Source organism: Rhizobium terrae (assembly GCF_003425685.1).
In the GTDB taxonomy this organism is placed as follows: Bacteria; Pseudomonadota; Alphaproteobacteria; order Rhizobiales; family Rhizobiaceae; genus Neorhizobium; species Neorhizobium terrae.
In genome coordinates, this window is the sequence record NZ_QJKM01000001.1 from 662413 (window position 1) to 675514 (window position 13102).

The 13102-nt window shown below is 60.9% G+C and carries 13 protein-coding genes and 4 pseudogenes; 4 read left to right on the forward strand and 13 right to left on the reverse strand.

Annotation, left to right across the window (positions count from 1 at the left end; translation table 11 throughout):
* Positions 1-5 precede the first annotated feature (5 nt).
* The 3 genes and pseudogenes from DMO26_RS02775 to DMO26_RS02785 form a co-directional block, all read right to left on the reverse strand.
* The gene (locus DMO26_RS02775) at positions 6-278 is read right to left on the reverse strand and encodes a type II toxin-antitoxin system VapC family toxin (RefSeq protein WP_226951165.1); all 273 of its coding nucleotides are present in this window, start codon (positions 276-278) and stop codon (positions 6-8) included.
* 233 nt (positions 279-511) lie between these two features.
* Positions 512-910 carry a DUF305 domain-containing protein gene (locus tag DMO26_RS02780; RefSeq protein WP_319025387.1) on the reverse strand — a complete coding sequence of 133 codons (399 nt, stop codon included), beginning with the start codon at positions 908-910 and terminating at the stop codon, positions 512-514.
* 145 nt (positions 911-1055) lie between these two features.
* Positions 1056-2193: pseudogene (locus DMO26_RS02785) on the reverse strand (tyrosine-type recombinase/integrase).
* Positions 2194-2355: 162 nt separating this feature from the next.
* Here DMO26_RS02785 and DMO26_RS02795 point away from each other — a divergent pair.
* From DMO26_RS02795 to DMO26_RS34110, 3 genes and pseudogenes are all read left to right on the forward strand, one after another.
* Positions 2356-3282 (forward strand): LysR family transcriptional regulator, encoded by a 927-nt coding sequence (locus DMO26_RS02795; protein ID WP_117190472.1) that lies wholly within the window; start codon positions 2356-2358, stop codon positions 3280-3282.
* A gap of 258 nt (positions 3283-3540) precedes the next feature.
* Positions 3541-3753: pseudogene (locus tag DMO26_RS35025) on the forward strand (iron-containing alcohol dehydrogenase); the annotation flags it as partial.
* Positions 3754-3955: 202 nt separating this feature from the next.
* The gene (locus DMO26_RS34110) at positions 3956-4153 is read left to right on the forward strand and encodes a hypothetical protein (protein ID WP_205421164.1); all 198 of its coding nucleotides are present in this window, start codon (positions 3956-3958) and stop codon (positions 4151-4153) included.
* Between the two features lie 146 nt (positions 4154-4299).
* Here DMO26_RS34110 and DMO26_RS02805 read toward each other — a convergent pair whose 3' ends face one another.
* From DMO26_RS02805 to DMO26_RS35030, 10 genes and pseudogenes are all read right to left on the reverse strand, one after another.
* Positions 4300-6036: an FAD-dependent oxidoreductase gene (locus DMO26_RS02805; RefSeq protein WP_117190474.1), complete on the reverse strand. Its 1737-nt coding sequence runs from the start codon at positions 6034-6036 to the stop codon at positions 4300-4302.
* Between the two features lie 394 nt (positions 6037-6430).
* Positions 6431-7105, reverse strand: coding sequence for a PulJ/GspJ family protein (locus DMO26_RS02810; RefSeq protein WP_117190475.1), 675 nt, complete (start codon positions 7103-7105; stop codon positions 6431-6433).
* Positions 7102-7470 (reverse strand): PulJ/GspJ family protein, encoded by a 369-nt coding sequence (locus tag DMO26_RS02815; RefSeq protein WP_117190476.1) that lies wholly within the window; start codon positions 7468-7470, stop codon positions 7102-7104. The genes DMO26_RS02810 and DMO26_RS02815 overlap by 4 nt, the downstream gene beginning before the upstream one ends.
* Positions 7467-7883 (reverse strand): hypothetical protein, encoded by a 417-nt coding sequence (locus DMO26_RS02820; RefSeq protein ID WP_117190477.1) that lies wholly within the window; start codon positions 7881-7883, stop codon positions 7467-7469. The genes DMO26_RS02815 and DMO26_RS02820 overlap by 4 nt, the downstream gene beginning before the upstream one ends.
* 34 nt (positions 7884-7917) lie before the next feature.
* Positions 7918-8358 carry a type II secretion system major pseudopilin GspG gene (gene gspG, locus DMO26_RS02825; RefSeq protein ID WP_117190478.1) on the reverse strand — a complete coding sequence of 147 codons (441 nt, stop codon included), beginning with the start codon at positions 8356-8358 and terminating at the stop codon, positions 7918-7920.
* Between the two features lie 13 nt (positions 8359-8371).
* Positions 8372-9580: a type II secretion system F family protein gene (locus DMO26_RS02830; RefSeq protein WP_117190479.1), complete on the reverse strand. Its 1209-nt coding sequence runs from the start codon at positions 9578-9580 to the stop codon at positions 8372-8374.
* 112 nt (positions 9581-9692) lie between these two features.
* A complete protein-coding gene (locus tag DMO26_RS02835) occupies positions 9693-10184 on the reverse strand; it encodes a hypothetical protein (RefSeq protein WP_162894673.1) in 492 nt (163 codons plus the stop codon).
* Positions 10181-10792, reverse strand: a complete 612-nt coding sequence (gene gspM, locus DMO26_RS02840; RefSeq protein WP_117190481.1) for a type II secretion system protein GspM — start codon at positions 10790-10792, stop codon at positions 10181-10183. The genes DMO26_RS02835 and gspM overlap by 4 nt, the downstream gene beginning before the upstream one ends.
* Positions 10789-11856, reverse strand: coding sequence for a PilN domain-containing protein (locus tag DMO26_RS02845; protein WP_117190482.1), 1068 nt, complete (start codon positions 11854-11856; stop codon positions 10789-10791). The genes gspM and DMO26_RS02845 overlap by 4 nt, the downstream gene beginning before the upstream one ends.
* 183 nt (positions 11857-12039) lie before the next feature.
* A pseudogene (locus tag DMO26_RS35030) lies at positions 12040-12246 on the reverse strand (dihydroxy-acid dehydratase); the annotation flags it as partial.
* Between the two features lie 128 nt (positions 12247-12374).
* Here DMO26_RS35030 and DMO26_RS02850 point away from each other — a divergent pair.
* Positions 12375-13102, forward strand: a pseudogene (locus DMO26_RS02850) (NAD(P)(+) transhydrogenase (Re/Si-specific) subunit alpha); the annotation flags it as partial.

Sequence of the window (13102 nt, forward strand, 5' to 3'; positions counted from 1 at the left end):
CTTGCTTATTGCGACGACGACGGATGAAGTTTCAGGTCGGTCTGTCCAAAGTCCTGGCCCTTGAAGGGGAGAGGGGCCTTGGCGATCGCCGCCACCGCATAGGAAAAACAGTCACCCATGTTGAGGCCGGCGGGATGCCGGCCCTTGCCGAACGCCTCAAAAGCCTTCTCAGCAGCATAAAAGTGACGCTCACCAAATGCGGCGGTGACGTTCGGCAATGCGACCAGCTGTGAAATGATGGTTGCAGCATTCGGGAAATTCTTATCGGCAAGTACCATGCGCGCTTCGACCAGCGTCAGCCACCCGATGACGATGTCCTCACGGGTAATGAGCGTATGGAACTATTGAGCTTCAGGCTCGCCGAGCGACGTGGCAACAATGACAGACGTGTGGGCGGCAATCACGTCGGCAAACCGTTTTCATCGTAGAGGTCATCGTGGTACAATCGAACTACGAAGCATATCCAGTGAGGAACCTCAAACTTATAGATAGAGTTCCTTTATGAAATCATTTACCATGATGTGTTTTTTACTTCGTCCGCCAGCTTTCGCACTTGCGGATCTCTGATATGAGCGCGTTCGCCGGTCATGATCGCAATCGAACGATGTGATATCGTCGCTTTCATATAGTTGACGTCGTAAACCGTTTCCTGGCTCCGCACGAGCCAGAGCGAACCGGCGAACACTACAACGCTTGCCACGATGATGGCTGGGTTTGTGGTTTTGTTTTTGTACATCGACCACATGAACAACATCATGATGATTGTCATGACGGCGCCCATCAACAGGGCCATCCAGGTCCTTGTCTGGCTGTAGCTCACATGATCGAGAGCATAAGTATTGAGATACATCAACCCGAACATGGCCACCGTCGAGGTGACGATCGTTGCGGTAAAGCGGCCGTAAGACATGGTTGGCTCCTTCTGGGGAAGTATGGCGAACACGTCTCAGGCATGATTGTTTCAGATCGGTGAACTCAGAAGCTACTATTCCTGGAGGTGCCGGCTGGGGGAGAGGGTTAGCGTGTCACACCGGCCGGGGCAGGGGAGGCGATGTTCAAAGTCCCGACGCCTTGATGAGATTCACTCGAAACCGGTCGCGCCGCCGCTGGTAACGCCACGTCATCTCGGCGGAGGCATGGCCCAGTTGCTTCTGAACGTAGCGTTCGTTGACCTCCGCAGAGGAGGCGAGGCCAGCACGAAAGGAATGACCGGAGAACTTGAAGGCGCGTTCGATCTCGCTGAGATCGCCGCGAACGCCGGCGGCCATAGCAGCGCGTTTCACAAGCCGCGCCACCTCCTTGTCGTTCAATCGGTCTGACCCAACAGCCTTCCCCTGTCCAGCAACGCGGCGAAAGAGGGGACTATGAGCCAGCTTGGCGAACTTGACCCACGTCTCGATCGCGGCAACCGTGCACATCGCATCGGCTGAGCCGCGGCCGATCTCGACCTCTCGCCAACCAGTTTTGCCGCGCAGGGTTACGAGCATGCCCTTATCGAGGATCTCGATCCCCCCGCGGCCGTCTTCGGTCTGATCAGCCTTCAGATCGAGGCCGACGATCTCGAAGCGCCGCATGCCGCCGGCAAAGCCGACGAGCAGCATGGCCCGATCCCATAGCCCGCGCAGTGAGCCGCGATCGAGCGTTTCGACCGTGGCGATGATATCCTCAGCCATGACCGCTTCCTTCTGCACCGGGGGACGGGCATGGCTGTTGCGGATGCCGGCCATCACGGTGGCGATATGCCGATCCTTGCGATCGAGCATGAGACCGCGCTGGGCATAGTTCCAGGACAGTGAGGAAAGACGCCGTTCGATGGTTGAGACCGAGTTAGCCTTGGCGCCTCACTGGGCTGAGCCGGAAGCGGTGTCAACGGCACAGGCTGTGATGTAAAGCCCGACGGCTTGCGGATGCGGGGGGAGAGGAGAAAGATTGGACCGCTGGCACCACGCAGAAAAATGCTTCCAGTCGGCGGCGTAGGCTTTGCGCGTGTTGGCGGAACTGGCGGCCTCGACATAACCGCGGGCGCGATCGGCAAGGCTAGCGAGATGAGCTGGCGGCCGCTCCTCGCCGACAGGGGAGGAGCGTTCGCCCAACACCTCCGGCGCGGAAACATCACCGCCGGAAGCGGTGCTGAGAGAGCGCCGCGCTTTCTTCGAGGTGATTTACGCCGTTTCGCTCGATGACTTGGCCCATCTCTATATACTGACGACAATGTCCGATAATGCAAGAATCAGCCATTTCCTGGTCCTTCGTCGCATATTCGGACAAAGCGGCTCACCCAATCTGGCGAAGGACCGCCAACGATCTTCATTTGAAATTCTTGCAGCCGACGTGATGCTGATATAACATTTAGGCATGACTCCACCGCTCCACTCGATCATTTCCAGGCTCCACCTGAAACAGCTGCGGTTCTTAGTCGCGCTGGACGAGCACGGCTCGCTCCTGAAGGCCTCGCAGCAGGTCGCGTTGACGCAACCGGGTGCGAGCAAGGCATTGCAGGAAATCGAGACAACCTTCGGTACGCCGCTGTTCGTTCGCACCAACCGGGGTCTAGAGCCCAATGCCGTCGGCCATTGCGTGATCCGCTATGCGCGCCTGATCCAGACGGATCTCGCGCACCTGCGCGACGAGATCGTCGGAATCATGCGTGGCCAAGGCGGGAGGGTGGCGGCGGGCGTTATCATGGGCGCAGTGCCACTGCTCACCGATGCCATCTCCGCACTCGTCGCGCGGCAGACCGACTTGTCCGTCGAGATTGTCGAGGACACCAGCGCTGCCCTGCTGGCCCAGCTCGACGCCGGCCGGCTCGACCTGGCGATCTGCCGCACGACCATCAGCCAAGCGCCGCAGGCCTACGACAGCGTGAATCTCCAGGATGAAACGCTCGCGGTGATCGCGAATGTCAGCCATCCGCTTCGATACGCAAAGAAGCTCACCCTGCAGGAGCTGGCGCCATACCGATGGGTGGTATATCGCGCGAACATGCCGATGCGGCTCTCGCTCGAACGCGAATACCGCGATTGTGGGATCCAGTTCCCGCAGCACCTGCTCGAGACGACCTCCGCTTTTGCGACGCTGGCGCTGCTGCAGGCCAACCCGTCCTTCGTGGCCCTAGTGTCGATAGAAGTCGCGCAGTTCTTCGCGCACCGGCAGATGATGCGCATCCTGCCGCTGGTCCTGGCGTCGCGAAGCGAGCCCTATGAGCTCGTCACCCGCAAGGGGACGCGGGTCCCGCCTGCCGCCAAACTGCTGATTGACGAATTGGTCCATCGCCAGTCCTGAGGTCGGCGCGACCGCGCCGGTCGGAGCTGTGTCCGTCAGGGCGTCGCCGTCACCCAGAAAGGAGTATCGGAAGCGGCCGGTGGTGGCGATCTCGGCCGGTTCGTGTGCTATAACCAGCGCTCATTGCGATGGCTCTCATCAACGACATCACCTGGATCCAATTCGAGTTCGGCGCCATCAGCCTGCTCCGGCAGCAGTGCGAACGGGTCGGCATCCGCTGTCCGCTAATCGTGACGGACCGGGGAGGCGGCCGGCATCATCGAGACCGTCCCGGACACGTTCGCGCACGCGGGCACCGTTGCCCTCTTTGACGGCATTCCGCCGAGTTCGAACAAGGCTGCCGTGCGCGAGGCGGTGCGCTTGTACAAGGAAGGCGATTGCGATGGCATCGGCGCCGTGGGCGGCGGCTCGTCCATGGATCTTGCCAAAGGCGTCGCCGTCTGCGCGACACACGACGTCGCTGCAAAGCTTTGCCGTAATCGAAAGCGGGGGCCGATCGCGTTACCTCCCGCACGGCCGTCGGCACCGGCAGCGAAATGGCCGGGGCGAGATCCTCATCCTCGAAAATGGCCGCAAGGTCGGCGTCATCTCGCCCTTCCTCGCGCCGTGGACGCGATCTGCGACCCGGCACTGATCCTCGGCCTGTCGCCGGCGCTGACGGCGACCACGGGGGATGAATGCCATCGCACACTGCATCGGCACCTTCCTATCGCCCGCCTTCAATCCGCCCGCGGACGGCATCGCGCTCGATGGGCTGCGGCGCGCACGACGAGCCGGCAATATCTTCAAGTTCTTTGCCGGCGAAGCGCTGCGTGTCGGTGGCGACGTGGTCCCTTCCGTGCGCCCGGGTGTCCGCGTGAAAGTCAGGTGACGCGCAATCATGACCGTGTGATTGGGTGACGCTGATGGCCGGTCCCATGCAGCCGGTGCCGGATTCACCGCAATCGGCTCCGGGAAACAGGTAGTCCCGCCGGACCTAGAGGTCTGGCGAGACTATTGTTGAGAGCTGCAGTCCTGCTAAGCCGAACGTGAGGCTGCGTGCCTTGCTGCGATGATGCCTTGAATGAGAGCTCGGGCGTTCCCGTGTTGACTGAATCCGCCAGCAGCTTCGCCGGCGGCGTAGAGACCGGGAATTACCTTACCGGCAAAGTCGAGGACCTGGCTTGAGCCGTTGATGCGCAAGCCGGACCGGGCGTCGTGGAGCACCGGCGTCGACCAGGCGGCATAGAAGGGCGCCTTCTGGATCTTGTATTGCGGTGTCGGTTTGCCGAAGTCGGTGTCGACACCCCCAACAAAGCTGTTGTACCGCTCCACCGTGGCGACCAGGTTTCCCGGCGGCATGGGAACCCGCTGATGCGGCATGACGATCTTCTGTGCGAGTTCCTCCAGCGTGTTTGCCTCGAAAAAGAATCCGTCAGGATCGACGAAGGGTGGCGCCACAGTCCATCTCTGGCGGGTCACGGCGTCTGCATCGAAGATCGCCCAGATCGGGCCGCCGCCATTTCTGCCGTCGCCGATTCCCGCCATGGCGGCGTTGATCCAGTTTTGTGGATTGTATGTGATGTTCTTGGCGTTCAGGTAGCTGCCCTGAGTGTACGGGTTGACCGATCTAGCGCTGTTTGTCGGGAATTGACCTCCCGTTTCGTCGAAGAACCGCTTCCCGATCATGTTTACGTGGATAACGTTCTGGTTGTTGACGTTGGCCAGTCCTGACGCTTTCGCAAGGTGGAAGACAGGGCTCTGGGGCCCCCACTGTAGGAACGAGTAGTTGTACCGCGTTCCGATGGCGGTTGGCTTCGTGATGTTAGTGCCGAACTCTGCGGTCTGGTTGTACGTGCCCGCGAGGGACGCGCCGACATTCAGCCCTGCGATGATGCCGCTGGCGTCCTGGAAGGAATAGGGCTCGCCAGCGACGCCGCAGTACTCCGCAGTGAGACGTGGGTCGAACTGTCGGCGGTATTCCACATTCCCGTTTCCGCCGCCGCTCGCGATGATTACGCCCTTGCGTGCCTGAATGTTAACGAGGCGGCCTTGATTGGAGGCTACGACCCCGACCACGCCCGCTTGCGATCGGTGCAGCGACTCCAAACGGTAGTTCAGCAGGATCTTCACGCCACGCGCGATGGCTGCGGCCTCCAGCGGACGTATGAAGCCGGGCCCTTGAGATGTCGTCGCCTGCTGGTTCGCGGCTACCTGCAAGCCGGTCCGGACCGATACGTAGTCCATGATCGCCGTATGCATCATGCGGTTGACAGAATTGCCGACTTCATTGCCGCCGACGTTGTCGACCGTGCTTCTCGTCCACCTGACGCCATGGCGGACCAAGAAGTTGTAAAGGTCGACGTTAAGGTCGGCAAATGCCCGGATGAGTTCGCGATCGTTATAGCGGTAGCTCGTAGAGCCGTTCGCCAGGGTGATGGACCAGTCGGTAAGATCGCCATACAGGAGATCTGGTGTGTCCACGATGCCGGCCGCTATCTGGGCAGGGGTTCCGCCTCCAATGGGAATGTTGCCTGAGCTGACGATGCCACGTCCGCCAATGTGTGGTTGCGCTTCGAGGACAATAACCGACGCGCCCGCCTCCGCGGCGGCGACTGCGGCGCCAAGGCCCGCCGAGCCGCAACCCACAACAACGATATCGGCTACGCGCGGGTCCGCGGCATGGCCAATGTTCACCTGCAAAACGCTGCTAGCCACCCCTGCGGCGGCGATCCCGGCACCTGCCTTCAACAATGAGCGTCGGCTGACTGTCATTTACGTTCTCCTCCCGAATTTTAGACCAGCTCATCCTCTCTGGTCTGGATCTGGGCCCGAACAGCAACACTCGTTATCATGATCGCCGTAGAGACCTAACCGACCGCACTATTGCAGCATTGGCTCGCGCGACAACTGAGAAGATGTGATCTCGGTATAACGTTTGCTCAACCCAGCCATGACCACGACCCACTCGATTGGGTATGCGGCGTCCTGCTCACCAGCCAGCCGACGACGTGGCGGGCATAGGCATCGATTCACGAAGGCCACGTAGACGAAGCCCGACCAGGTGCTGACATAGGGTGGAGTCGGATAATCACAGCATGTTCGGCGCCGGGGCATGAAAGACCCGGTTCAGTGTATCCGACCTCTGCCGTGGTACAGCCTGCGGCGTTCAGGAACCGTTGCCGTAGCGTTGCAGGCACGGCGCGAGCGCGTCTGCGGCGCCGCAACGCGCGGGCAGATCGACGCGCAACCGCGCATAGGCCCATTGTCGCCAGGGACGCGGAGAGCTTCCGGATATCTCGATGCGGACGAGTGACGGCATGCGGTTCCTGCTTGCCCATTCGGGGCTAAGGTCGCCGTCCGGCCCGGCATAGCCGAACGAAAGCTTCAGGTCTCCGCGCAAGAGGGGGAGTTCCTCTCCGTCTTCGTCTTCGTCTCTGTCCCCGTTCTCGCCCGTACCATAATCCCGGCGGGCGCGTATAAGAGCGGCGCGGGCGCCATCCCGACCCACTAGATAGGTGACTTCATCAAGTCCCGCACGCGGCTCGTAACCGAGCGCTTGGCGCACGAAGGTGACCTCCGAAATATGGCCCGTGAAGTCAACCACGGCGGTCCCTTGCGACTTGGCATAGCTGGGCTGCGCCGCCTCCAGATCCTCGACCATCCGATCAAGAACCACGGCCACGGTGTCCTCCTGGCCGCCTCTCGCGATGATTCCCTGCCAGTGGGGCAGCCAGGTTCCGGTGTAGAGCGCCAGCCCGCCAAACAGCATCGTTGTAAGCACGAGCGAAGCCAGAGCCTCGATCAGCGTGAAGCCGGCTCGCGCATCGCGTTTCCACGTCATTGCAGTTTGCCGAGACGCACGGTCTGAACCACGATGTCATGCGATCCGCCGGCGCTGCGAACAGTAATGGCGTAAAGCTGCCATCCCGCCTTCGCCAACGCGGCGCTCCGTTCGAATCGATAGGGTTCCGCGGTGACTATGAAATCTCCGATCGCGCTCCGCCCCGCTCGCAGCGGCTGAAGCGTCATCGCGGCTGCCATCGCAGCCTGCATCCCGACACGTCGTTCCGTAGATCGCTCCAAACTCGCGAATGCACCGGCAGCGCCCGCAACCAACCGTGCAATGGGAATGGTCAGCAGAACGGCGATGGCGAGAGAAGCCAAGACTTCGATCAGCGTGAAGCCGCGACTGCGCCGCGCTGTCATTTCGGGCTCATTTCCACACGCCCGGTCAACCAATCGACGCGAAGTTCGATCTCTTTACCGTTGGCGGAAAGTGTCATGACGCCGCCGCAGGAGCGTCCGTCGGCGAGGAATCTCAAGGCTCTGCTCCCGTTCCGTATGGGACACTGGTCGGATGTGACCCAGTCTAGGACCACCTCTTCCCTGATTGAAATTGGATTGGCGCCATCTACCTGGATGCGATGATTTCCTGCATCGACAGTAACGTCGACCACACCGCCGGTCGATATCGCCGTGACCCTGCCCTTACGGAATTCGCCGCTGACGCGGACCGCCTCGGCTGAAAGCTCGGCAACTCCGATGCTGGACCGCGGGCGGGGCATTATGACGAAGGCCGCCAGGGCTACGACGGCAAGCGCCGCGACCACGTCGAGCAACACGACGCCCCGCTGCGTGCTTCTGCGGTTTCCCTTATGGCTGAGCGGATACATTGGAGCCGCGACCGCCGGGTCCGTCGGTGGTGATTTTGAACGTTTTTCCGTTGCTCGTGTATTTGTATTCGTTGCCCCATGGATCGCGCGGAACGCTCTCGCCGCGAATATACGGCCCGTTCCAGACCGGGACGGTCGAGGGTTTGCGTAGCAGAGCCCCCAAGCCTTCGGCCTGCGCCGGATAACGGCCGACATCGATGTAGAAAATGTCGAGAGCGCTGGAAAACGCCTCGATCTGAAGCTTCGCCGCGCGCTCGCGGGAGTCGGATAACTGCTCAAGCACGCGAGGGCCAACGAGCGCGGAGATCAAGCCGATAATGGCCAGCACCACCAGCATTTCGATCAGCGTGAAGCCCGCTCTGCGACGCCGAGAACGCTTGCGCTGCATTGGACCGGTAAAAAACGCGAGACGTACGCTCATGCAAACAGGCTCCCTAGCGGACCATGTCGTTGAAGGACATAAGGGTGGTCATTATCGATACGATCATCCCACCGATCAAGATACTAATCGTCGCCACCGCGGCAGGGCCGACAAGCCCGACGATACGGGACAGCGACCGTTCGAGCCGCACCTCATAGAAATCTGCGACGCGATAAGCCAGCCCCGCGAGTTCGCCACTTTGCTCGCCGAGCCTCAACATACGTACAGCCAGCGGGGGAAGTTGAAGGATCTCAAGCGCATAGCTGAGCCTGTTTCCCTGCCTCAGCGCATCGGATGCCTGCTGCGCGCGTATTCGGGCGGCTTCGCCATGATCGATGGTATCACTGATGAGCTTGAAGGCCACTGGAACTGCGACACCCGTTTCGACCATGATACCCAGGAGGCGCGCGAAGCGCCCTGTGCGATAGCTTCCCGGTATCTCCGAAAGGAGCGGAAGTTTCTTCGCAACCCCCCAGAGCAATGCCGAGAGAAGACCGCGCCGCGCAGCCGCGAATCCTATCAATACGAAAACCAAAGCCGCGACTAAAAGGACCAGCCCGTAGGAACGCAAGAAATTCGAAACCGCAAACATCATGGTCATCACCGTGTCTTGCTTGCCGCTCTGCATGATCAGAGATTCGAACTGAGGGACGACCCCAACCAAGAAGAAAACCAATACGCAGATGGTCCCGGCAAATAGCACCGCCGGGTATCGCAGCGCTTCGCTGACCTTGACTCGCAACGTCTCGAAATGCTGCCGTTCTTGCACGATCCGCGACAGGAGGGTTGGCAACTTGCCAGAGGTTTCGGCAACACGAACCATAGCAATCTGGAACGCCGGAAAAAGTGCAGGCCAGGTTTCCAACGCACCGGAGAACGACTGTCCCGATGCCAGTGCGGTGCGGATGTCTGCAACCACGGGCTGAAGCCTGCCGCTGTCGAACTCTTTTTCCATCAGGGCCAGCGCCTCGTCGACCCGGATCCCCGCATTCAACATGATTGACAGGTCGGAGAGCAGCCGCGTGACCTGAGCCGTCGGTATCTGCGTCGAGGATATCGGTACGCGCGATGCGGTCTGGCGGTTCTGGTCGACACTTACCGGTATCAGCCCGCGTGCCTCGAGTTTCTGAACTGCATCGTCGGAATCGGCCGCATCGATCCGCCCGAGTTCGAGCCGTCCCTCGCCATTCAAAGCCTTGTATGCAAATGCTGTGGTGCCCATGGCGGCCAAACTTCCTAACTGCGCGGTTGAATGTCTATTCCCGCTCGTAGCCTGGCACGATCATATCTGGTGTCAGCTGTGAGTTACCAAGGCGCTCGCAAAAGTCTGCTCATCAACCACCCTCTCCACTGGTATCGGCTGGCTCCGGCGGAAACATCTGCCCACCGCTCACCTGATCGGAAAACCGCAGCGAGGCACGTCCCCCCGCTCCATCGAGCTTCACTTCAAACTGGCCGACTTCTTTCAGTGTCCAGCTTTCCCGGCTTTCCCCAGTGCGCAGTGTGAAGGCAGCCATGTCGGCTGAAGTGGTAAAGATCGCACTGTTGACCTTCTCCGATCGTACGATCCCAACCAGTTGCCAATCGGGCGCTGCAGCGGGCGGCGGCTCAGGCTCCGGTTCGGGCTGCGTGACAACGGGTTCCGGCTCGGGCGCCACAAACGCGACCGGAGCTGCCCGGTCCGGCGAGAACAGCGGCAGGTCCCGAAGAGCCGAGTAGTCGCTCACAGGGCGCTTCCTGACCGATCGTATTTCCGCGCCGAAGGACAAGCTCAGGGAAACCGCGATGGCAGAGAGCATGATTGTCGCGCGCAGCAATATCATCACGAGTCGGCTCCCTTCTCCCGGAATGCCGACAGCGTGACGTTCAGCGACAGCGGTCGATCCATGAAACTCGAGGTCTGATCTGCCTCCGAGATGCCGACTTTACGGTTCAGCCGAAGCGTGAAGCTATCAACGACCATCACGGGCGAGCCGGCTTCAATCGCGTACATCAGGTCCGGTAGCGATTGTTGCATGACCTCGATATCGGCAGTCAAACGAATACGCTCCAGGGATTGCAGTTGAGGGTCGTCAATATTGGTGACCTGGCCATCGGCGGCAACGTCGATACGCCGGATAACGGCACCCGCGCGTTCTACACGGTTGGACAGCAGACGCTGGAATGTGGCCGAGACAAGCCCGCGGGTCTGCGCCTCGAGAAGAATCTTGCCTTCGCCTGGCTCCAGCGCCTGCTTTGCACTCTGTGGAAGCTGGGACATGGACGCCTTGCTTTCGAGCAAAGCGGTACGCTCCTCGTATAGCGACAGCGCGCGCGCCTCCGTTCGCAAGAACAGAAGCGTATCGACAACGGCCACAAGTGCTCCGACGACCAGCAGGGCTATGACGACAAGGGACTGAAGCCGTGTGTCGCGCCAGAGCGGTGCCATCCTCATTTGAGCGAACCTCCCGTACGTATGAGTGGGCGGGTCTCGACCTCGAACTCCGAGGTCACACTATCCTCTACTCGCAGGGCGGCCCCAACCAACTTGCTGTCTTCAAAGCGACCCGACGATTCGAGCGCTGTAAGCACTTCGGGTACATCCATTGTCCGGCCCGAGAGACGCATGCGGCCATTCGCGAAAGATACCTCAACGGCATAGGAATGCTTCGGCAAAGCCCCGGCGAGGTCGTCCAATGCTCCCAGCGCGCTGATCGCGTCATCCTTGATGTTCAGTGCCTCCTGCTCCGGCGCCGTATCCGCCTTGTCGGGAGCCGCCGCCTGCGCGATTATCTGGCGCGCCTTCTCAGCACGGATATCGAGAGCGGTGCGGCGCTCGCCATAGCTGGTCTGGATTATCGGTCGCACCGCCAAAGCCGTGACTGCAGCGACCAAACTCGCGCCTAAGACCCCGGCAAGAACGAATTTTATACGAGTGCGCGCGCCGGCGGCGCGTTGCCGCTGAGTCAATACTTCTACGACATCACCCTCCCGACACAACGCCGAAATCACCACTTGACGGGTCTCGGCCAAATTCAGACAGGTCAATGCCGCAGCGACGCGCGACCTCTGAACGATCGCCACAGAAACGGTGATTTGCCGCGTTTCGCGGCTGACCCCGCGGGCCTTATAGCCGAAGTAGATTTCGGACGCCGGCAACGGAGAGAGCGCGCCTATGCGCGACGTAACGATGCCTTCAACGTGGCTGGCTGCCTCCAGCGGCAGTTCGATGCGGCGCGCAATTATCCAATTCGCAGGGACTTCGAGATAGACCGTCTTCCCGTTCACCAATGTGCGTAATCCAGCCGGCGCCTGCAAGTCGGGGGAAATCGGGAAAGACAGGGCCGCTGACCGCTTTCTGCTGTTCGTCGGCTCGATTTCAAGCGCACTCAAATCGTCCGCGATTCGCGCGGCCACGCGGCTGCCGGATTTGACGCGCGCGAGTTCATCCAGCAGGGAGGCCGGTCCTGAGATCCAGTCATTCATGCCGCGGATCGCAGCGATGAAAGGAGAAGCCATTCCAATCAAACCTTAGGCGGAAGCCGGCACAGGATCCGGGTTCCGTTGCCGCGCGAAAACAAATAATAGCGCATCTTCAAGCCCTTATTCCAGATCAATCACAGTTCCTCGCCCATCGGGCACCGATCTTGAACGCAGACTGGGACGAACAACTTGGCGGCGGGGTTGCAGAAGCTGTCGACAATTGCCCTCGATTTCGACAGACATAAGCGGCTTTCCGGACTGCAGTTCTTCGCGCGTCAGCCCGAAGTTCAGTTATCGCTCCAGATAAAGCGCCGTCATGCCGGGGTCGTCTGGATTGTCGAACCACTCGCGCGCGCAGCCGCTTCGCGCCGTTGATCTTGAACAATTAAACCTCCCAGAGCCGCCGTTTGGCCATTGATATGGCATCGGTATATGTCGAACAAGTACCATATTCAAAGATGTGGACAAGTTGCCCATTTTATGGATTATTGTAAAGTCTAAACGATACGGCAGGCGCGCAGTTGTGCCGCGTGCCGGGGAGGGGGTAGCCAAGCGTGAGCCAGATCATCTTCATTCCCGCCGAGCGCGGCTCGGGCGAACCTCGCGTTTCTGCTTCGCCCGAGACTGTCAAGCGGCTGACGGCACTCGGCTTTTCGGTTGTGGTGGAAAGCGGCGCCGGCCTGGCGTCCGGCATTCCCGACAGCGATTTCGAAGCGGCCGGCGCGAAGATCGGCACGGTTGCCGATGCCGGGTCCGGTGACGTCATCTTCAGGGTCAATCGGCCGACCGCCGCCGAGATCGCCGCCTACCGGTCCGGTGCCGTCGTCTTCGCCGTGATGGACCCTTACGGCAACGATGCCGCCTTGGCGGAGATGGCCAAGGCTGGCGTAACCGCCTTCGCCATGGAACTGATGCCGCGCATCACCCGCGCCCAGTCGATGGACGTGCTGTCCTCCCAGGCGAACCTTGCGGGCTACCGCGCGGTGATCGACGCTTCCCACGAATACGGCCGCGCCATGCCGATGATGATGACCGCTGCCGGTACGGTTCCGGCCGCCAAGGTCTTCGTCATGGGCGCCGGCGTCGCCGGCCTGCAGGCGATCGCAACGGCCCGCCGTCTCGGCGCGGTGGTCACCGCAACCGATGTCCGCCCCGCCGCCAAGGAACAGGTCGCCTCGCTCGGCGCCAAGTTCATCGCCGTCGAGGACGACGAGTTCAAGGCCGCCGAAACCGCCGCCGGCTACGCCAAGCCGATGTCGGAGGCCTACCAGGCGAAGCAGGC

What these genes read in the sequence shown, in the direction of transcription:
- DMO26_RS02805 (WP_117190474.1), bottom strand. Translation starts at nt 6,036, where the DNA reads ATGACAGTCAGCCGACGCTCATTGTTGAAGGCAGGTGCCGGGATCGCC.
- DMO26_RS02810 (WP_117190475.1), bottom strand. Translation starts at nt 7,105, where the DNA reads ATGACGTGGAAACGCGATGCGCGAGCCGGCTTCACGCTGATCGAGGCT.
- DMO26_RS02780 (WP_319025387.1), bottom strand. Translation starts at nt 910, where the DNA reads ATGTCTTACGGCCGCTTTACCGCAACGATCGTCACCTCGACGGTGGCC.
- DMO26_RS02830 (WP_117190479.1), bottom strand. Translation starts at nt 9,580, where the DNA reads ATGGGCACCACAGCATTTGCATACAAGGCTTTGAATGGCGAGGGACGG.
- DMO26_RS02845 (WP_117190482.1), bottom strand. Translation starts at nt 11,856, where the DNA reads ATGGCTTCTCCTTTCATCGCTGCGATCCGCGGCATGAATGACTGGATC.
- DMO26_RS02775 (WP_226951165.1), bottom strand. Translation starts at nt 278, where the DNA reads ATGGTACTTGCCGATAAGAATTTCCCGAATGCTGCAACCATCATTTCA.
- gspG (WP_117190478.1), bottom strand. Translation starts at nt 8,358, where the DNA reads ATGAGCGTACGTCTCGCGTTTTTTACCGGTCCAATGCAGCGCAAGCGT.
- DMO26_RS02815 (WP_117190476.1), bottom strand. Translation starts at nt 7,470, where the DNA reads ATGACAGCGCGGCGCAGTCGCGGCTTCACGCTGATCGAAGTCTTGGCT.
- gspM (WP_117190481.1), bottom strand. Translation starts at nt 10,792, where the DNA reads ATGAGGATGGCACCGCTCTGGCGCGACACACGGCTTCAGTCCCTTGTC.
- DMO26_RS02795 (WP_117190472.1), top strand. Translation starts at nt 2,356, where the DNA reads ATGACTCCACCGCTCCACTCGATCATTTCCAGGCTCCACCTGAAACAG.
- DMO26_RS34110 (WP_205421164.1), top strand. Translation starts at nt 3,956, where the DNA reads ATGAATGCCATCGCACACTGCATCGGCACCTTCCTATCGCCCGCCTTC.